Raw genomic sequence first — 20,595 nt, forward strand, 5'->3', positions numbered from 1 at the left:
AGAAGTTATTGGGTGTGCGCGAGCGCGGACAACCCCTAACCAGGCAACGGGCCAGCTAGGGGTGTCCGGTCCCCACCCGTCGCACTAGCGTCGCCTCGACCGGGTCCGTGCAGATCCGGTCGGGAAACGCAGCCGCCGGAAGGACCGCCAAGGATGACCACGCCAAATACCGACAACGGCTTGTGGGTGCGACGCTTCCACCCGGCTCCGGGTGGCGCCAGGCGGTTGGTGTGCCTGCCCCACGCCGGCGGGTCGGCCAGTTTCTACTTCCCCGTCTCGCGCAGCCTCTCCCCCGCCGTCGAGGTGCTGTCGATCCAGTACCCGGGCCGGCAGGACCGCCGCCACGAGAAGTGCATCGGTGACATCCACCAGCTCGCGCGGGAGGTCTTCACCGTGCTGCGGCCGTGGCTGGACCAGCCGGTGGCCATCTTCGGGCACAGCATGGGGGCCAGCGTCGGCTTCGAACTCGCCCGGCTGATCGAGCAGGACGGCGGTACGGCGGCGCACCTGTTCGCGTCCGGACGCCGTGCGCCGTCGCAGGCGCGGCACGAGACGGTGCACCTGCTCGACGACGAGGGCCTGCTGGCCGACGTCCGGAAGCTCAGCGGCACCAACTCCGCCGTCCTCGGGGACCCGGAGATGCTGCGGGCCGCGCTGCCGGCGATCCGCAGCGACTACCGGGCCGCGGAGACCTACACGTACCGGCCGGGTCCGCCGCTGAGCTGCCCGATCACCGTCTTCACGGGCGACGACGACCCGAAGACGACGGTCGAGGAGGCCCGCGCCTGGTCGACCCACACCACCGGGCCGTTCGACCTGAAGGTCTACCCGGGTGGGCACTTCTTCCTGGCCGAGCACCAGCCGGCGGTCCTGCGGGCCATCTCGACGGCCCTGAGCGCGGCACCCGCCATCTGATCCCCCCGGCCGAGGGGCCCGTCCACCGGTGTCACGACCGGTCGGCGGGCCCCTCGGCCGTGCGGGCCGTCACCGCTTGTGGCCGACCGCGATCACGTAGTCGAGCTGCGCCATCTCGCGCTTCATGAGGTCCTGGTTCTTCCAGTGCGCGGCCATGCTCTTGCGTACGGCGGGCTTGACGACGGCGCGGAACTCGGGGTCGTTGGTCCGTCCCGCCATGTACGCCCGCCAGCCCTCCCAGGTGCGCTCCTTGATCGAGTGCACCTCCGGGTTGGCGAAGCCGGCCTCGACCAGCTCCTGCCGGTACGTGTCCCGGTCGTGCCAGTTCTCCTTCGGGATGCTGAACTTGACGAAGCTCAGCGGGCCGGACTGGATGGCCGCGCGGACGACGTCCCCGCTGACCGGGATGATGTCGGCCGTGGCCAGCACGCCACCCGGGCGCAGCACCCGCAGCGCCTCGGCGAAGAACGCGCTGCGCGGGTAGAAGTGGAAGGCCGACTCCAGGGCGACGACCCGGTCGAAGGTGTTGTCCTCGAAGGGCAGTTCGGTGGCGCTGCCCAGCCGGAAGTCGGTCCGGTCCGCGAGGCCCTCCTCCTGCGCCCGGCGCTGCGCCGCCTCGACGTGGTGCGGGGTGATGTTGAGCCCGTACACCTTGGCGACCCGGCGCTCGCGCAGCCACTTGAAGTCCTGGTCGGCGTAGCCGAAGCCCACGTCGAGGACGGTGTCGTCCGGCTTGAGCCCGGCGGCGTCGGCCAGCTTGTCGGCCAGCGCCTCGGCGGCCGTGTCGAGGTCGGTGACGCCGTCCTCCCAGTAGCCCACGTTCATGTAGTGCGTGCGGCGGGCCGCGAACTCGACGTCGGGCGACTGGATCTCGTAGAAGCGCCGCACCCGCGTGATGGGGTCGGCGGTGAAGACCGTGCGGATCGCCCGGCCGGCGATCTTCAGGTTCTCGAACATGTGGTTCCTTCCGGTGGATGGATGCCGATCAGCCGCGCCGGACCTGCTGGCGCAGGTCCTCGACGAGCGCGGGCACACCGGCCGGGTCGGCTGCCGTGCCGAAGACGTAGAAGTCGGGCCGGACGAGCACCGCGACGGCGTCGTGCCGCTTGAGGTGGGACAGGTACACGTCGTCGAGGTCGAAGGCGGTCGGCGCGGCGCCGGGCCCGGCGGCGGGCGCACCGGCGGGGACGACCCGGACGATCCGGGCGTCGAGCGAGTCCAGGAAGGCCCGGGCGTCCGCGTCGAGCAGGTCGTCGGGGTCCTCGGCGCAGACCAGGACGAAGCCGGTGCCGACGACCTCGTCGAAGAGCCCGGCGCGGCCGTCGACCTCGACGCGGCCCTGCGGCATCGGCACGCCCGCGCCGGCCGCCGGGGCCTCGGCCGTACGGGCGTGCAGGACCCCGCCGGCCAGGGGCTCCAGCAGGGAACGGGTACGCGGCCGGGAGGTGCGCCGGCGCAGTTCGGCGAGCATGGCGGCGTCCCGGCCGGCGGCGGCGGTGCGGTCGGTCTCGCAGATCACCGTGCCCGAGTCCATGGACATCCGGATGGCGTGCTGCACGTGTGCGCAGCGCTCCTCCTGGTAGGTGTCCAGCAGCGCCTCGTCGGCCAGGCCGCGGTGCACCAGGTCGAGCTTCCAGGCGAGGTTGAGGGCGTCGCGGAAACCCGAGCTCATGCCCTGCCCCATGAACGGCGGCATCACGTGCGCCGCGTCGCCAGCGATCAGGATCCGGCCGGAGCGCCAGCGGTCGGCCGAGCACGCCTGGGTGGTGTAGACGCCGTACCGCTCCAGGGTCGCGTTGTCGGGCGTGATGTCGAAGAGGCCGAGCAGCCGCCACACGCTCTCGACGGTCTCGAACTCCTCCCGGCTCTCCCCCGGCACCCGCATGAACTCCCACCGCCGGTGTCCCGGGCCGGCCGACACGGCCGTGCGGGGGCGCGCCGGGTCGCAGACCTGGAGGTTGTTCGGCTTGAACTCGCGGGCCTCGTGCGGCACGACGTCGCAGACCAGCCAGTCGTACGTGAAGCCGAGGTCGGCGACGCCGCTGCCCAGGTGTTCCCGGACGAAGCTGTTGGCCCCGTCGCAGCCGACGACCCAGCGGGCCGCGTGGACCTCCTCGCCCTCCGGGCCGGCGATGGTGACCTCGACCCGGTCGTCGTGCTCGACCAGGCCGGTCACCTGGTACGGGCGCAGCACCGTCACGCCCGGCAGCTCCGCTCCCCGCTCGGCGAGCAGCGCCTCCAGCCCGGGCTGGTAGAAGGAGACCGAGTCGGGCCAGCCCATCGGGCCGTCGCCGGTCACCTTGACGTGCAGCAGGGTCCGGCCGAAGCCGTTCTTGAAGGTGTACTCGCCCGACGACTCCACCACCGGTCCGAGCCGGTCGGCGACGCCGGCGGCGGCCAGGATGCGGCTCGCCTCCCCGTCGTACGAGACCGCGCGCGGGAAGTTGTACGGGGTGGCCCAGCGCTCTACCGCCGTGACGGTGAGCCCTCGCTGCGCCAGCAGGATCGTGAGCATCTCACCGACGGGGCCGTAGCCCACGATCAGGACGTCGGTCATCAGCATCGGTATCGGTTCCTCGGGGGTCGGTCGGACACGGTGTCGGAAGGGACGGCTCGCGCCGTGCGGGGCGGCCGGACGGCCATCAGAGACCGAGTTCGGAGTCGATGAGGTCGAAGAGGTCGTCGTCGCTGGCCAGTTCGAGGTCGAGGTCGGGGTCGCCGCCCGAGCCGGCGCGCATCGTCCGCCACTTGGCGATGAGCACCTCCAGCCGGGACCCGATCTGGGCGTGCAGCTCCGCCTCGACGCTGGCCTCGGTCAGCGACCGTTCCAGGTTCTCCAGGTCCGTGAGGACCGGCGGAACCTCCGGGCCGGTGTCCGGCGCCAGCTGCGACACCAGGAACGTGGCCAGCTCGTTCGGGTCCGGGTAGTCGAAGATCAGCGTGGCCGGCAGGCGCAGACCGGTCGCCGTGGTCAGCCGGTTGCGCAGCTCGACGGCGGTCAACGAGTCGAAGCCGATCTGGCTGAACGCCCGCCCGGGGGCGACCGCCGCGCGGCTGCCGTGCCCGAGCACGCTCGCCGCCTGCTCGCGTACCAGGTCGACCACCAGGGTGTGGCGGTCAGGCCCGGCCAGGGCCGCCAGTTCGTCGGCGAGGGTGCGCCCGCCGCCGGTCGGGGCGCTCGACCGGGCGCTCGGCCGTTCCCGCCGCATGAGCCCGCGCAGCAGGGCCGGGGGCCGCTCGACCCGCTCGCCGAGCGCGGCGACGTCGATCCTGGTCGGCACGAGCACCGGCTCGGCCAGCCGCAGGCCCGCGTCGAACAGGGCCATCCCCAGGTCGGACGGGATCGCGAGCTGCCCGTCGCGGGCGGTGATCCGGGGGTCGGTCCGGTCCAGCTTGGCGGTCATCTCGCTGGCCTGCTCCCACAGTCCCCAGGCGAACGACCGGCCCGGCAGGCCCTCGGCCCGGCGCGCCAGGGCGAGCGCGTCGAGGAACGCGTTGGCCGCCGCGTAGTTGGCCTGACCGGGTACGCCGAAGACGCCCGCGCCGGAGGAGAACAGCACGAACCCGGCGAGGTCGAGGTGGCGGGTGAGTTCGTGCAGGTGCCACGCGGCGTCGAGCTTCGGCGCGAACACCGTGTCGACGCGCTGCGGGGTGAGGGCCGTGACGATCCCGTCGTCGAGCACCCCGGCGAGGTGCACGACCGCGGTCAACGGGTGCCGTGCCGGTACCGCGTCCAGGACCCGGGCCAGGCTGTCCCGGTCGGCCACGTCGGCCGCCACCACCGTGGCCTCGGCGCCCAGGGCGCGCAGTTCGGCGACCGTCTCGGCCGCGCCGGGGGCCCGCTCGCCGCGGCGGCTGACCAGCAGCAGCCGCCGTACGCCGTGCGTCTCGACCAGCCGCCGGGCGACCAGCCCGCCGAGGGTTCCGGTTCCGCCGGTCAGCAGCACGGTGCCGTCGGGGTCCCACGCCCGGGGCATGGTGAGCACCACCTTGCCGACGTGCCGGGCCTGGCTGACGTGCCGGAACGCCTCCGGCGCCTGGCGGACGTCCCACACCTGGGTGGGCAGCGGGGTGAGCGTCCCCCGCTCGAAGAGCCCCAGCAGCTCGACGAGCATGCGCTGCACCTCGTCGGGGTCCTCCAGGGTCAGGTCGAAGGCGGTGTAGGCCACCCCCGGGTGGTCGGCGGCGACCTGGGCGGCGTCGCGGATGTCGGTCTTGCCCATCTCGATGAACCGCCCGCCGCGCGGCAGCAGCCGCAGCGAGGCGTCGACGAACTCGCGGGCCAGCGAGTCCAGCACCACGTCGACGCCCCGTCCGCCGGTGGCCTCGGCGAACCGGTTCTCGAAGCCGAGGGTCCGGGACGAGGCGAGGCGCTCCTCGTCGAGGCCCATCGACCGCAGGGCGTCCCACTTGGCGGGGCTGGCGGTGGCGTAGACCTCGGCGCCGAGGTGCCGGGCGAGCTGCACGGCGGCCATGCCGACGCCGCCGGCCGCCGCGTGCACCAGCACCGACTCGCCCCGGCCGAGCCCGGCCAGGTTGACCAGGCCGTGGTACGCGGTCAGGAAGACCACCGGCACGGAGGCGGCCTCGACGTACGACCAGCCGGCCGGCATGGGGGCCAGCAGGCGGCGGTCGGTGACCGCGACGGGCCCGAAGCAGCCCACGAAGACCCCGAACACCCGGTCGCCGGGGCGCAGGTCGGTCACCTCGGCGCCCACCTCGACGACCTCGCCGGCGCCCTCGCCGCCGAGCGGCCCCGCGTCGCCGGGGTAGAGGCCGAGCGCGTTGAGCACGTCGCGGAAGTTCAGGCCGGCGGCGCGGACGCGTACCCGGACCTCGCGGGGTCCGAGAACGGCGTCGGCGGCGTCGGTCGGGACCAGGGTGAGGTTCTCCAGGCTGCCCCGCACCGGCGCGTCCAACCGCCACGCGGCGGCGGGCGGTGCGGCGAGTTCGCCGGCCGAGCCGGCCCGCGCCAGCCGTGGCACGTACGCGGTGCCGCCCCGGATCGCGGCCTGCGGCTCGTCCGCCGCCAGCACGGCGGCGACCTGGTCGGGGCCGATCCCGTCGCCGTCGACGTCGACGATGACGACCTGGCCCGGGTTCTCCGACTGGGCGGAGCGGACCAGTCCCCACGCCGCCGCGGCGGCCGGGTCGGTCACCTCGCCGGCGTGGTGCACGGCCACCGCGCCCCGGGTCACCAGCAGCAGCCGCGACGCCGCCCAGCGGGGCTCGGTGAGCCAGCGCCGGACGAGGTCGAGGGCGCGGACGGCGGCGTGCCGGGCCGCGCGGGGGGTGGGCTGTGCGGGGTCCGCGTCGAGCGGCACGAGCACGGCCCCGGGCAGGGCCAGTCCCGCGTCGACGGCGTCGGCGAGCCCGTCCAGCCCGGGGTGCAGCCCGAAGCCGTCCAGGCCGGGGGCGACGGCCACGGCGTCGACCGGGGTGGCCGTCTCGACGGGCGGCAGCGGCGTCCAGTCGAGCCGGAACAGGGCGTCGCGGGTGGCGCGGTCGTCGGTGACGGCCAGCTCGGCGGCGGAGATCGGGCGCATCGTCAGGGCGGCCACCTCGGCCACCAGGGCGCCGGTCGGGTCGGCGACGGTCAGCGCGATGGCGTGCGGTCCCACCTGGGTCAGCCGTACCCGCAGGGCGGTCGCCCCGGTGGCGTGCAGGCTGACGCCGTTCCAGGCGAACGGCAGCAGCAGCCGGCCGGCCCCGGCCCCGGCGAGGCCGCCGAAGTGCGCGGCGTGCAGGGCGGCGTCGAACAGGGCCGGGTGCAGGCCGTACCGGTCGGCGTCGACCCGCTGGGCCGCCGGCAGCTCCACCTCGGCGTAGACCTCGTCGCCGCTGGTCCACACCGCGCGCAGCCCCTGGAACGCCGGCCCGTACGCGTAGCCGTCGGCTTCCAGGCCGGCGTAGAAGCCGGTCAGGTCGACGGGGCGGGCATCGCGTGGCGGCCACGTGGTGTGCTGCGGCGACGCGGCGGGCTGGTCGGCGGAGAGGGTGGCGCTGGCGTGCCGGGTCCACGGCCCCGCGGCCGGGCCGTCGGCGGGCCGGGAGTGCACGGTCACCGGGCGGCGTCCGTCGTCGCCGCCCGCGCCGACCGTCACCTGCACCTGCGTCGCGCCGTCGGCGGGCAGGGTCAGCGGGGCCTCGATGACCAGTTCGTCGAGGACCGGGTGGCCGATCTCGTCGCCGACGCGGAGGCAGAGTTCCACCAGGCCGGTGCCGGGCACCAGCACGCTGTCGGTGACCCGGTGGTCGGCCAGCCACGGCTGCGCGTCGGTCGACAGCCGCCCGGTGAACAGGTGGCCCCTCGTCTCGGCCAGCGCGACCGACGCCCCGAGCAGCGGATGCCCGGCGGCGTCCAGGCCGGCGGCGCCGACGTCGCCGGGGCCGGAGACGGGCCGGGGCCAGTAGCGGCGGTGGGCGAACGCGTACGTGGGCAGGTCGACCCGCCGGCTGCCGGCCAGCGCGGGCCGCCAGTCCACCGCGACCCCGCAGACGTGCAGCTGGGCCAGGGAGAGCAGGAACCGCGCCCGGTCGCCCTGGTCGCGTTGCACCGAGCCGACCACCACGCTCTCGCCGTCGTGGCCGGCGAGGGTCGCCTCGATGCCCACGGTGAGCACCGGGTGCGGGCTGCACTCGACGTACGTGTCGTGGCCCTGGTCGGCCAGCGAGCTGATCGCCTGTTCCAGCTCGACCGGCTGCCGCAGGTTGCGGTACCAGTAGTCCGGCCCCATCTCCTCGCCGTCGAGCCAGCGCAGGTCGGTGGTGGAGAAGAGCGGCACGGCCGCCGGGCCGGGGGCAATGCCCGCCAGCACCTCGGCCAGCTCGTCGCGCAGGCCCTCCACCTGGGCGGAGTGCGAGGCGTAGTCGACGGCGATCCGCCGGACCCGGGCCTGCTCGCCGGCCAGTTCGGTGAGGAGTTCCTCCACCGCCTGCGGCTCGCCGGACACCACGACGGCGGCCGGGCCGTTCACGGCGGCGACCGAGATCCGGTCGCCGAACCGGGCGATCCGGTCGCGGACCGTGTCGGCGGGCAGCGCGACGGAGGCCATCGCGCCGTGCCCGGCCAGGGCCCGCAGCGCCCGGCTGCGCAGCGCCACCACCCGGGCGGCCTCGGGCAGGGAGAGCACCCCGGCGACGCAGGCGGCGGCGATCTCGCCCTGCGAGTGGCCGACCACGGCGGCCGGCTGCACGCCGTAGGAGCGCCACAGCTCGGCCAGCGACACCATCATCGCGAACAGCGCGGGCTGCACCACGTCGACCTCGTCGAGGCCGGGCGCGCCGGGCACCTGACGCAGCACGTCCAGCAGCGACCAGTCCAGGTACGGCCGCAGCGCCGCGTCGCAGGCCGCCATCCGCTCCGCGAACACGGGAGCCTGGTCGAGCAGGTCCAGTCCCATGCCGAGCCACTGGGAGCCCTGCCCCGGGAAGACGAAGACGCACCGGCCGACGGGCCGGGCCTCGCCCCGCGTCACCGCCGGGTCGGGCCGGCCCTCGGCGAGCGCGTCGAGGGCGGCGGCGACCTGGTCCGGCGACGCGCCGACCAGCACCGCCCGCGAGTCGAAGGTGCTGCGGCTGGTGGCCAGCGACCAGGCCACGTCGAGGGGCCGCTGGTCGGGCCGCTCGGCAAGATGTTCCCGCAGCCGGTGGGCCTGCCCGGCGAGCGCCTCCGGGGTACGCGCGGAGAGCAGCCACGGTAGCGCGCGGGGCGTGCCGAGGGCGGTCTCCGGGGCCGGTCCGCCGGGCGGCTCCGGGGTGGACCCGGCGGCGTCCACGGCCGGTGCCGCCTCGGCGACCGCCTCGACGATCACGTGGGCGTTGGTGCCGCTGATGCCGAACGACGAGACACCGGCGCGCGCCGGCCGGTCCGCCGTGGGCCACGGGCGGGCCTCGGTGAGCAGCTCCAGCGAGCCCGACTCCCAGTCGACCCGCGAGCTGCGGCGCTCGGCGTGCAGGGTGCGGGGCAGCCGGCCGTGCCGCATGGCGAGGACCATCTTGAGCACCCCGGCGACGCCGGCCGCGGCCTGGGTGTGCCCGAGGTTGGACTTGACCGAGCCGAGCAGCACCGGCGGGGCGCCGGCAGGGCGCTGCCCGTAGGTGGCGAGGATCGCCTCCGCCTCGATGGGGTCGCCGAGCGACGTGCCGGTGCCGTGCGCCTCGACGACGTCCACCTCGGCGGCGCTCAGCCCGGCGGCGCCGAGCGCGGCCTTGATGACCCGTTCCTGCGAGGGCCCGTTCGGGGCGGTCAGCCCGTTGGACGCGCCGTCCTGGTTGACCGCCGAGCCGCGGACCACGGCCAGCACGGGGTGGCCTCGGCGGCGGGCGTCGGAGAGGCGCTCCACCACCAGCATTCCGACGCCCTCGGACATGCCGAAGCCGTCGGCGTCCTCGGCGAACGCCTTGCACCGCCCGTCGGCGGCGAGGCCGCGCTGGCGGCTGAAGCCGGTCAGCCCGGCCGGGGTGGACATCACCGACACGCCACCGGCCAGGGCCAGGTCGCAGTCGCCCTGGCGCAGGGCCTGCACGGCCAGGTGCAGCGCCACCAGGGACGCCGAGCAGGCGGTGTCCACGGTGACGGCTGGCCCTTCCAGCCCGAGCGCGTACGCGACCCGGCCGGAGAGGACGCTGCCGGCCGTACCGGTGAGCAGGTGCCCCTCGTCGGCGGTGACCTCGCCGTCGTCGGAGACCACGCCGGGGGCGATCCGGTCGCCGTAGTCCTGGCCGTGGGTGCCGGCGAAGACGCCGGTGCGGCTGCCCCGCAGGGTGACCGGGTCGATGCCGCCGCGTTCCAACGCCTCCCAGGAGGTCTCCAGCAGCAGGCGGTGCTGCGGGTCCATGGCGAGGGCCTCGCGGGGGCTGATGCCGAAGAACGCGGCGTCGAAGTCGGCGATCCCGGTGAGGAACCCGCCGGCCCGCACGTACGAGCGGCCGGGCGTGCCGGGCACCGGGTCGTAGAGGTCGGCCAGCGGCCAGCCCCGGTCGTCGGGCAGGTCGCCGATGACGTCGGCGCCCGCGTCGAGCAACCGCCACAGCTCCTCCGGGGAGCCGATGCCGCCGGGGAAGCGGCAGGCCATGGCGACGATGGCGACCGGCTCGTCCAGGGCGACGGTGCTCGCGTCGGTGACCTCGGTGGCGGCGGTGCCGAGCAGCCGGGCGTGCAGGTGCGCGGCGAGCAGTTCCGGGGTGGGGTGGTTGAACACGGCGTGCGGGGCGAGGCGGACGCCGGTGACGGCGGTGAGCCGGTTGCTCAGCTCCACGGCCATCAGCGAGTCGAAGCCGAGTTCCTTGAACGGGCGGCGCGGCTCGACGTCGTCGGGGCCGGTGTGCCCGACCACGGTGGCGCACCGGGTGCGTACGAGGTCCAGCAGCAGGGCGGCGCGGTCGGGTTCGGCCAGCTCGGCCAGCCGGTCGGCGAAGCCCTTGGCGGAGGCGGGCGCCGAGTCGGCGTTGACGGCCCGACGGGGCGGCGGGGGCAGCAGCGCCCGCAGCAGGGCGGGCACCTCGCCGGAGGTCCGCACGGCGGCCAGGTCGAGCCCGATCGGCACCAGCGTCGCCCGGTCGACGTGCAGGGCGGCGTCGAACAGCGCCAGCCCGGCGGCCGTGTCGAGGGGACGGGTGCCGCCCCGGGCGAGCCGGGCCAGGTCCGCCGGGGTGAGCCGGCCGGCCATCCCGTCCTGGGCGGCCCACAGCCCCCAGGCCAGGGCGGTCGCCGGCAGGTCCTGGGCGCGGCGGTGCGCGGCGAGCGCGTCGAGGAACGCGTTGCCGGCCGCGTAGTTGCCCTGGCCGGGGCTGCCGAAGGTGGCGGCGGCCGAGGAGAAGAGCACGAACGCGGCCAGGTCGAGGCCGGCGGTGAGCTCGTGCAGGTGCCACGCGCCGTGCACCTTGGACCGCAGGGCCCGCTCCCAGCGGGCCGGGTCGAGGTCGGTGAGCAGCGCGTCGTCGGTGGCCCCGGCGGCGTGCACGACGGCGACCAGCCGGTCGGCCAGCGGGGCGACGACCTCGGCGAGCGCCGCCCGGTCGGCGACGTCGGCCGCGACGACCCGGACGGTGACGCCGGCGTCGGTCAGCGCGTCCGTCCAGTCGCCGGCCCGGCCGGTGCGGCTGACGAGGACCAGCTCGGCGACGCCGTGCACGGTGGCGAGGTGGGTGGCGACGTGCCGGCCGACGCCGCCCGTGCCGCCGGTCACCAGGACGGTGCCGCCGGCCAGCGCCGGGACCGGCGTATTGGCGGGGGGCGGTTCGACGGGGTGGAGCCGGGGCAGCAGGACCCGGCCGTCGCGGACGGCGATCTCGGGCTCGTCCCCGGCGACGGCCAGCGCCGCCCGGACGGTCGCGTCGTCGGTGGCGTCGAGGCTGAGCAGCAGGAACCGGTCGGGCTGCTCGGCCTGGGCGACCCGGACGAGCCCCGCCACCGGGGCGTGCACCGGGTCGCCGTCGCGGACGGCGAGGGCCAGGCGGGTGGTCTCCGCGCGGGGGTCGACCAGCCAGCTCTGGAGCACGCCGAGCACGGCGAGGCCGACGGCGTGGGCGCGGTCGGGCACCGATTGGCCCGGCTCGCCGTCGCCGACGCGCAGCACCAGCAGCGGCGGCAGCGGCCCGTCCGGGGGCGTGCCGTCGGCGAGCGTCCAGGAGGGCGCGGGCGTCGCGGGGAACGCCGCGGGCGACCAGTCGACGGCGTACAGCCCGGCGGGGGCGGGCGGGGGCGCCGGCGTCTCGGCGGGCGGCAGGTCGAGGGTCCGCAGCACCACCCGGTCCACGTCGAGCACGGGCACGCCCGCGGCGTCGACGGCGCTCAGGGTCACCGCGTCCGCCCCGGCGGGGGCCAGGCAGACGCGCAGCGCGTGCGCCCCGGTGGCGTGCAGGCGTACGCCCGCCCACTCGGTGGGCAGCAGCCGGCCGCCGGGCGCGGCGTCGTGGCCGGGCGCGAAGTCGGCGAGCGGGAGCAGGCGCAGGGCCGCCTCCAGCACCAGCGGGTGCACGCCGTACCGCTCGGCGTCCGGGTCCCGGGCGTCCTCGGGCAGGCGTACGTCGACGAAGAGCCGGTCGGCGGCGACCCACGCGGCCCGGGCCAGTTCCCCGGCCATGGCCTGGTGCTGCGGGGCGGTCAGGTCCACCGGTCGGGCGCCGGTGGGCGGCCAGACCGGGGCGAGGGCACCCCGGCCGCTCTCCGGGTCGACCGGGCCGAGCACGGCCTCGGCGACCTCCCGCCAGGGCTGCCCGGCGCCGGCCCGGACGTGGCAGTGCGCCGCCCGGCACCGGTGCTCGTCCGGCGCGGAGACGCCGACCTGCACCTCGAGGGTCGCCTCGGCGGGCAGCGGCACCGGATCGGTGACGCGCAGCCGCTGCACCGTCGGGGTGCCGAGCTGTTCGCCGAGGTGGGTGAGCATGTCCAGCAGGGCGCTGGCGGGCAGCAGCGCGGGGGTGCCGTCACCGGGGGCGGCCAGCCACGGCTGGGTGGCCGCGGAGACCTGCCCGGTGCAGACGACCTGCCCGGTGCCGGCGACCGCCAGCACGCCGCCGAGCAGCGGGTGCCCGGCGTCGGCCAGCCCGACGCCGACCGGGCCGCCGGCCACGGCCGACGCGGGCAGCCAGTAGTGCCGGCGCTGGAAGGCGTACGTGGGCAGGTCGACGCGGCGGTGCGGCCCGGGGCCGGCGAGGGCGGCGCGGTCGACGGGGACGCCCCGGACGTGCAGCCGCGCCACGGCCGCGAGCAGCGCCTCCGGTTCGTCGGCGACGCCCCGCACGGCGGGCACGAACGCCAGCTCGTCGGCCTCGGCGAGGAGGCAGTCCTGGGCCATCGCGGTGAGCACGCCGGCCGGACCGACCTCCAGGAAGGTGGTGACGCCCTGCCCGTGCAGGGCCCGCACGCCGTCGTGGAAGCGGACGGTGCCCCGCACGTGCGCCACCCAGTAGTCGGGCGAGCAGAGCCGGGCCGGGTCGACGGGGTGGCCGGTCAGGTTGGAGACCACCGGCAGGTGCGGGGTGCGGTACGTGAGGCCGGCCGCCACCGCGCGGAACTCGTCGAGCATCGGCTCCATGCGCGGCGAGTGGAACGCGTGCGACACCCGCAGCCGGCTGGTACGGCGTCCGGCGGCGCGCAGGGTGGCCGCGACGGCCAGCACCGCGTCGGTGTCGCCGGAGACGACGACGCTCGTCGGGCCGTTGACGGCGGCGAGGCCCACCCGGTCGGTGAGGTGCGCGGCGACCTCGGCCTCGTCGGCCTCGACGGCGACCATCGCGCCCCCGGCGGGCAGCTGCTGCATCAGCCGGGCGCGGGCGGCGACGAGCGCCGCCGCGTCGGCGAGGGGGAACACCCCGGCCACGTGCGCGGCGGCCAGCTCGCCGACGGAGTGGCCGAGCACCGCGTCGGGGCGCACCCCCCAGGACTCCAGGAGGCGGTACAGCGCCACCTCGAAGGCGAACAGCCCCGGCTGGGTGTACAGGGTCTGGTCGAGCAGGTCGGCCAGTTCGTCGCCCTCGGCGGCGAAGACGACGTCCGCGACGGGGTGCGGCGCGTGGCCGGCGAGGCAGCGGTCGAGTTCGGCGCAGGCCGCGTCGAAGGCGTCGGCGAAGACCGGGTACGCCGCGTGCAGCTCGCGGCCCATGCCGGCGCGCTGGCCGCCCTGCCCGCCGAAGAGCATGCCGAGCTGGCCGTCGACGACCCGGCCGGTCAGCACGGTAGGCAGGTCCGGGTCCGCCTCGCCGCGGGTCAGCGCGGTCAGGCCCGTCCGGGCGGTGGCCGGGTCCCCGGCCAGCACCACGGCCCGGTGTTCGAGGGCGGCGCGGGTGGTGGCGAGCGCGTGCCCGACGTCGGCCGGGTCGGCGTCCGCCCCGGGCCCGTCGAGCCACGTGAGCAGGCGGGCCGCCTGGTCCCGCAGCGCCTCGCCGGAGGCCGCGGCGAGCAGCCACGGCACGGGCGGTCGCCGGGTGGCGGAGGCCGCCCCGGACGACGACTCCCGGTCCGCGGTGGGCGCCTCGACGATGACGTGGGCGTTGGTGCCGCTGATGCCGAACGACGAGATGCCGGCCCGCCGGGGCCGTCGCACCTCGGGCCACGGGCGGGCCTCGGTGAGCACCTCGACGGCGCCGGCGGACCAGTCCACCTCCGACGTCGGGGCGTCCACGTGCAGGGTGCGGGGCAGCGTTCCGTGCCGCATCGCGAGCACCATCTTGATCACCCCGGCGGCCCCGGCGGCGGCCTGGGTGTGGCCGAGGTTGGACTTCAGCGAGCCCAGCCGCAGCGGTTCGGCGTCGCCGCGGCCCGTCCCGTACGTGGCGAGCAGCGCCTGCGCCTCGATCGGGTCGCCCAGCCGGGTGCCGGTGCCGTGCGCCTCGACGACGTCCACGTCGGCGGCGGAGAGCCCGGCCGCGTCCAGCGCCCGGCGGATGACCCGCTCCTGGGCGGGCCCGTTGGGGGCGGTGAGCCCGTTGGACGCGCCGTCGGAGTTGACGGCGGAGCCGCGCAGCACGGCGAGGACGGGGTGCCCGCGCCGGCGGGCGTCGGAGAGCCGTTCCAGCAGCAGCACGGCGACGCCCTCGGACCAGCCGGTGCCGTCGGCGCCCTCGCCGAACGCCTTGCACCGGCCGTCGGGGGCGAGCCCGCGCTGCCGGCTGAACTCCACGAACGCCTGCGGGGTGCCCATCACCGCCACGCCGCCGGCCACGGCGAGGGAGCAGTCGCCGGCGCGCAGCGCCTGGGCGGCCAGGTGCAGCGCCACCAGCGACGACGAGCACGCCGTGTCGACGGTGACCGCCGGCCCCTCCAGGCCCAGCGCGTAGGCGACCCGGCCGGAGACGACGCTGCCGGCGGTGCCGACGCCGAGGTAGCCCTCGGTGCCGGGCGGCGCCTGGCGCAGGTTCGCGGCGTAGTCGTGGTGCATGACGCCGGTGAAGACGCCGGTGGCGCTGCCGCGCAGCGAGGTGGGGTCGATGCCGGCCCGCTCGAACAGTTCCCAGGACGTCTCCAGCAGCAGCCGCTGCTGCGGGTCCATGGCGAGCGCCTCGCGCGGGCTGATCGCGAACAGGGTGGCGTCGAAGTCCGCCGCGTCCGTGAGGAAGCCGCCCACCCGGACGTACGAGGTGCCGGGACGGTCGGGGTCGTCGGAGAACAGGTGCGCCAGGTCCCAGCCCCGGTCGGCGGGGAACTCCGTGAGCCCCTCCCGGCCCTGGTCGACCAGGTCCCACAGCTGCTCGGGGGAGGCGACACCGCCGGGAAGCCGGCAGGCCATGGCGACGACCACCACCGGGTCGTCCACCGTGGACGGCACGGACGGCCGGTCCGTCGCGGGGCCAGCCTGCCCGGTGGTGCCGCGCAGCCGGGCGGCGAGGTGCCGGGCGAGGGCGTCCGGGCTGGGCCGGTCGAAGGCGGCCGTGGCGGAGAGCCGTACCCCGGTTGCCCGGGCCAGCCGGTCGCGCAGGGCGACCGCGCTGACCGAGGTGAAGCCGAGTTCCTTGAAGGCCCGGCCGGGGCGCACCGCGGCCGGCCCGGACAGGCCGGCCACCTCGGCGGTGGCGGTGCGGACCAGATCCAGCAGGAGCCGGTCCCCCTCGGCGGTGCTCAGCCCGGCCAGCCGGCGGCGCAACTCGGCGGCGTCCCGGTCGTCGGCGGCGTCGTCGGGCGCCGCGACGGGGCCGCGCCAGGCGGGGTGCGCGGCGTCGGCGTGGCCCGCCGGGCGGGCGAGCACGACCAGGTCGTCGCCGTCGTGGGCCACGTCGAACGCGGCGAGATCGGCGCGTACGGCCGTCGGGATGGTGGCCGCGAGGGTGGCGGGCGACGGCTCCCGGTCGGCGTGCGCGGTCGTGCCGACGACCCGGGCCGGCAGACCGGCGGCCCGGCGGCGGGCGGTCAGGGCGTGCAGGGCGCCGACGGCCGAGGCGGCCCGCTCCCGGCCGGCGGCGCCCAGCAGCAGGGCGGACGGCGCGAGGACGGTGAACGAGGCGGCCGGGAGCCGGGTCGCGGCGTCCAGCCTCCCGGCGAGGCGGAGCAGCCGGGCGATCTCCTCGTCGTCGGTCAGGTCGTCGTCGGACGGGCAGAGGAAGACCCCGCCGGGCGGCTCGTCGCCTGCCCGGTCGGCGGGCAGCGCGGCGGCGTCGGCGCCGGCGGCGACGAGTTCGGTGACCAGGTCCGCCAGGGCGGTCCCGGGCGTGGCGCCGACGTGGAGCAGCCGCAGCCGGCGGACGCGGTGCGCGGCGACGAGGTGTCGGGCCAGCGCCGCGCCGGTCGGCCCGTCGGCGCCGGTGACCAGGACCGGACGGTCCGGGTCGGCCACGCTCACCGGCCGCGCCGGCACGGCCGCGGGGGCGGGCACGAGGACGGCGTGCAGGGCGGCTCCGGCCCGCAGCGCGACCTGCGCGGCGCCGGCGTCCAGCACGGCGGGGAGCAAGGCGGTCGAACGGTGTCCGGCGTCGCGGTCGACCAGCACGATCCGGTCCGGGTAGGCGGCCTGCAGACTGCGGCCGACCGCCTGGACCGCGCCGGCCGCCGGATCGGCCGGGTGCCACCCGCCGGCCACGGCGGCGTCAGCGTTCCCGACGGCCGCGTCGATTCCGGTGTCCAGGTCGCCGGGCGCGGCGGCCGGGCCGGTCAGCAGCACCAGCCGGGTGCCGGCGAACCGGTCGTCGTCGAGCCAGCCGCGCAGCCGGTCGTCGAGGTCCGCCGCGACGGCGTCGGCCGGCTCGACCAGCAGCACCGTCACGTCGGGCACGTCCGGGGCCTCGCGCAGCGCCGCCAGGTCCCGGTGGGGTCGGAACCGGTCCCCTGGCGACGCCGCGCGCAGCGGTTCCACCAGCGCCTCGCTCCCGTGACCGACGAGCGCCCAGCGGCGGGCCGGGGCGGCGGCGGCCTGCGCGGCCGTCGGGACGGGCGCCTCGACCGGCGGTACGGCGGCCAGGTCCAGCGGCTGCCAGGCGAGCAGGCTCAGCGTCTCGTGGTGGCTGCCGTTGACCGCCCGCAGCCGCGCCGGCCGGTCGAGCAGGAGCCGGCGGGTGACCTTGCCGGAGGCGGTGCGGGGCACCTGCCCGATCTCGTACAGCTCCTCGGGAACCTTGTGGTAGGAGAGCTTCTCCCGGCAGGCCGCGTACCCGGCCCGGGGGTCGAAGCCCTCCGGTCCGGGCACCACGAACGCCACCGGCACCTCGCCGAGCACGTCGTGCGGGCGGCCGGTCACCGCCACGTCGGCGACGCCGGGCACCCCGCGCAGGGCCTCCTCCACCTCGGCCGGGTGGATCTTCTCGCCACCCCGGATGATCAGTTCCTGGTGCCGCCCGGTGACGAAGATGTTGCCGTCGGCGTCGCGGCGGGCCAGGTCGCCGGTGCGGTACCAGCCGTCGCGCAGGGCGGCGGCGGTGACCTCCGGCAGGCCGTGGTAGCCGAGCATGACGCTCGGCCCGCTGACCCAGACCTCACCCTCGGCGCCGGTCGGTACGTCCAGGCCGGTCTGCGGGCTGACCAGGCGTACCTCGACGCCGGGCACCGCGCGCCCGCAGGAACCCTCGACCCGGGGCTGGTCCGGCCGGGTGACGGCGATCGAGCCGCAGGTCTCCGTGCTGCCGTACGCGTCGAGCAGCGGCGCGTCGAAGACCTCGTCGAACGCCCGACGCAGCGCGCCGGTGGTGATCGCCCCGCCGACCAGGCAGACGCGCAGGGCCGGGGCGCGGAAGCCGGTCTCCCGGGCGGCGGTGACCAGGTGGTGGTACATGGCCGGCACACCGGCCAGCACGGTGGCCTCGTCCTCGTCGACCGCGCGCAGCACGTCGTCGGCGGAGAAGCCGTCGATGAGCCGCGCCGTGGCGCCGACGGCGGTCACGCTGAGCACGCACCCGATGTGGGAGAGGCTGTGGAACAACGGCAGCGGCCAGACCACCCGGTCGGCGTCGGTGAGCCCGGGGATCGGCACGTAGCAGGCGGCGACGGACCAGAGGCAGGTGCGCTGGGTGGAGAGCACGCCCTTGGGCCGGCCGGTGGTGCCGGAGGTGTAGAGCATCCAGGCGACCTCGTCGAGGCCCAGGTCGTCACGGGCGTCCACACCCGGCTCGGTGTCGACCAGGTCACGCCACGCGGTGACCCCGGCGGGCACCGGGCCGTCCCCGGTGACCACGACCCGCAGGGCCGGCCGGTCGGCGCGCAGCCGCAGCAGCTGGTCGAGGTGCCGCGGGTCGGTGACCACCAGCACCGCACCGGAGTCGTCCAGCAGGTGGGCCAGTTCCGCGTCGGTGCTGTGCGGGTTCACCGGTACGCCGACCGCGGCCGCCCGCGTCACGGCCAGCCAGGTCTCCACCGTCTCCACCCGGTTGCCGAGGCAGAAGGCCACCCGGTCGCCCCGCCCGACCCCCGACGCCGCCAGGTGACCGGCCAGCCGACGGGTCCGCGCCGCCAGGTCGGCGTATCCGACCGCCCGGCGGTCGTCGCGGAACGCGACCTTGTTCCCCAACCTGGCGGCGTGCGCCTCGATCAGATCGGACAACGGCTGGATCAGGTCGCTCCGAAGCATGTCACCACATCCGTCCGTCGGCGAGACTTCTCATCCGCGGCGTAGACCCCGCTCGCCGTAGCGGCCCAAGTCTTCCGAGCACCCTGCCGGCGTCCTACCCCTGTCACCCCCTAAGTCGTCCCCAGTTCGGACCGCTGATCAGGTGGTGGGACGGGCCGCAGGCCGATGATGGGGCCACCCCCCGCAGACCGTCGAGTCCTGTGCTCCACCCGCCCGTCAGCCGAGGTGCCGTCGTTGGAACGCTGCTGGTTGTACGCCCGCTCGGCCCTGCCGGCCGACGGGTGCCCGGACACGCGGGTGACCGAGCTGGTCGGCACGGTCCTCGCCGGTCTGGTCGCCGCCGCCCGCCGAGCCGATCCGGGCATGGACTGGTTCTTCGACCCGGAGGGCTCCCCCGCCGGGCCGCACGTGAGTCTCGGCTTCCACGCCGTCCCGGCCGCGCTCGACGCGGTACGGGCGGGGCTGCTCGCGTACGACCCGGGGGTGTCCTTCGCCGCCGACCGGTACGTGGTGCGCGACGCCGCCCGGGGCGGCCCGCTCGCGTCGGCGGGCAGCGACCTGGCCCTGACCCTGCTCGGCGGGGACACGCCCTGGCTGGCCGGCGTCGAGCTGCCGCTGGCCGTGGCGCACCTGCGGTACCTGACGGGGCTGGTGCCGGCGGCCGACCGGCTGGCGTTCCTCTTCCTGCACTGGCAGGAACGCAGCCAGCGGCTCACCGCCGCGCAACGGCGGGACCTGGCCGCGCAGGCGGACGCCGGCGCGGAGAAGATCGTCCTGGCGGCCGGCGACCTGCCGCTGTGCGGGGAGGTCGCCGTTGCCTGGCAGCGTTACCTGGACCGGGTGACCGACGTGGTCGGCCGGCACCACCCGGCGACGCCCTCGGGCTTCCTGCTGGCGCACCACGCCCAGCTCACCCACGACCGCTGGGGCATCGGGCCGGACGTCGACTCGCTGGCCGCGCTGGCGCTGCGTCTGTCGATGGTCCGGGAACGCCCGGTCGCCGCCGCGCCGGTGCCCGTCGTACAGAGGAGGCAGCAGCCCCATGCACCCGTCCGCACCTGACCCGCACGCCCCGGCCGACCCGGCCCGGATCGAGGTGGCGCTCGGCGAGCGCGCGTACCCGGTGCTGATCGGCCCCGGTGTGCGCCACCGGCTGCCGGCGGAGGTGGCGCGGATCGGTGCGCGGCGGGTCGTGGTGGTCTCGGCCCGGCCGCCGGAGTGGACGCCCGACCCGGGTGTGCCGCACCGGGTGGTGCCGGCCCGCGACGGCGAGCACGACAAGAACCTGGCCACGGTCGAGCAGCTCTGCCGGGCATTCGCCGACTTCGGGCTGACCCGCGCCGACGCCGTCGTCTCCTGCGGCGGCGGCACCACCACGGACGTGGTCGGGCTGGCCGCCGGCCTCTACCACCGGGGCGTCGCGGTGATCCACCTGCCGACCTCGCTGCTCGCCCAGGTGGACGCCAGCGTCGGCGGGAAGACGGCGGTCAACCTGCCGGAGGGCAAGAACCTGGTCGGGGTGTACTGGCAGCCCCGGGCGGTGCTCTGCGACACCGAGCACCTGGGCACGCTGCCGCAGCGGGAGTGGCGCAACGGCTACGGGGAGATCGCCCGGGCGCACTTCATCGGCGCGGGCGAGCTGCGCGACCGGCCGGTGGCGGAGCAGATCGCCGCCTGCGTGGCGCTGAAGGCGCGGGTGGTGGCCGCCGACGAGCGTGACTCCGGTCTGCGGCACATCCTCAACTACGGTCACACGCTGGGGCACGCGTTGGAGCGGGCCACCGACTTCGGCCTGCGGCACGGCGAGGCGGTCGGCGTCGGCACGGTCTTCGCGGGGCGGCTGGCCGGCGTCCTCGGCCGCGTCCCGGCCGACCGGGTGGCCGAGCACCACGAGGTGGTGGCGGGCTACGGCCTCGACACCGCGCTGCCCGGCGGTGTCGACCACGACGAACTGGTCGCGCTGATGCGGCGGGACAAGAAGGCCACCTCGGGCCTGTCCTTCGTCCTGGACGGCCCGGCCGGGCCCGAACTGGTCGCCGACGTCCCCGAGTCCGCCGTACGCACCGCGCTAACCGGCATTTGACATCCTCTCCGCCCTAGAGGACGGAGATTCCCTCCACGCTGCGCGTGGAAAGCGCAACGTCCGGGTGGGTTACCGCTTCCCTGCGCGGTGCCGGCACGAATGCCG

At 76.4% G+C, this 20,595-nt stretch carries 6 protein-coding genes; 3 read left to right on the forward strand and 3 right to left on the reverse strand.

Annotated features, from left to right (window positions below):
• Nucleotides 1-153 precede the first annotated feature (153 nt).
• Nucleotides 154-915, forward strand: coding sequence for a thioesterase II family protein (locus ACPXCB_RS30350; RefSeq protein ID WP_425879445.1), 762 nt, complete (start codon nt 154-156; stop codon nt 913-915).
• Between the two features lie 69 nt (nt 916-984).
• Here the strand turns inward: ACPXCB_RS30350 and ACPXCB_RS30355 are convergent, their stop codons facing one another.
• The 3 genes from ACPXCB_RS30355 to ACPXCB_RS30365 all read right to left on the reverse strand — a co-directional run bounded on the left by ACPXCB_RS30355 (nt 985) and on the right by ACPXCB_RS30365 (nt 18,407).
• Nucleotides 985-1,872: a class I SAM-dependent methyltransferase gene (locus ACPXCB_RS30355; protein ID WP_132240759.1), complete on the reverse strand. Its 888-nt coding sequence runs from the start codon at nt 1,870-1,872 to the stop codon at nt 985-987.
• A 28-nt stretch (nt 1,873-1,900) separates the two neighbouring features.
• Nucleotides 1,901-3,478, reverse strand: a complete 1,578-nt coding sequence (locus ACPXCB_RS30360) for a bifunctional 3-(3-hydroxy-phenyl)propionate/3-hydroxycinnamic acid hydroxylase (RefSeq protein ID WP_425879446.1) — start codon at nt 3,476-3,478, stop codon at nt 1,901-1,903.
• A 79-nt stretch (nt 3,479-3,557) separates the two neighbouring features.
• Entirely contained in the window at nt 3,558-18,407 is a 14,850-nt protein-coding gene (locus ACPXCB_RS30365; RefSeq protein WP_425879447.1) for an SDR family NAD(P)-dependent oxidoreductase, read from the reverse strand.
• Nucleotides 18,408-18,632: 225 nt separating this feature from the next.
• Between ACPXCB_RS30365 and ACPXCB_RS30370 the strand changes: the two genes are divergently transcribed.
• The gene (locus ACPXCB_RS30370) at nt 18,633-19,469 is read left to right on the forward strand and encodes a hypothetical protein (RefSeq protein WP_425879448.1); all 837 of its coding nucleotides are present in this window, start codon (nt 18,633-18,635) and stop codon (nt 19,467-19,469) included.
• Nucleotides 19,450-20,490 carry a 3-dehydroquinate synthase family protein gene (locus tag ACPXCB_RS30375; RefSeq protein WP_425879450.1) on the forward strand — a complete coding sequence of 347 codons (1,041 nt, stop codon included), beginning with the start codon at nt 19,450-19,452 and terminating at the stop codon, nt 20,488-20,490. The genes ACPXCB_RS30370 and ACPXCB_RS30375 overlap by 20 nt, the downstream gene beginning before the upstream one ends.
• Nucleotides 20,491-20,595: the final 105 nt, after the last annotated feature.

It is taken from the genome of Micromonospora sp. DT62 (assembly GCF_049847285.1).
In the GTDB taxonomy this organism is placed as follows: Bacteria; Actinomycetota; Actinomycetes; order Mycobacteriales; family Micromonosporaceae; genus Micromonospora; species Micromonospora reichwaldensis.

Excerpts from the sequence above, each read along its gene's own strand:
- ACPXCB_RS30350 (WP_425879445.1), top strand. The coding sequence starts at position 154 with ATGACCACGCCAAATACCGACAACGGCTTGTGGGTGCGACGCTTCCAC.
- ACPXCB_RS30355 (WP_132240759.1), bottom strand. The coding sequence starts at position 1,872 with ATGTTCGAGAACCTGAAGATCGCCGGCCGGGCGATCCGCACGGTCTTC.
- ACPXCB_RS30360 (WP_425879446.1), bottom strand. The coding sequence starts at position 3,478 with ATGCTGATGACCGACGTCCTGATCGTGGGCTACGGCCCCGTCGGTGAG.
- ACPXCB_RS30365 (WP_425879447.1), bottom strand. The coding sequence starts at position 18,407 with ATGCTTCGGAGCGACCTGATCCAGCCGTTGTCCGATCTGATCGAGGCG.
- ACPXCB_RS30375 (WP_425879450.1), top strand. The coding sequence starts at position 19,450 with ATGCACCCGTCCGCACCTGACCCGCACGCCCCGGCCGACCCGGCCCGG.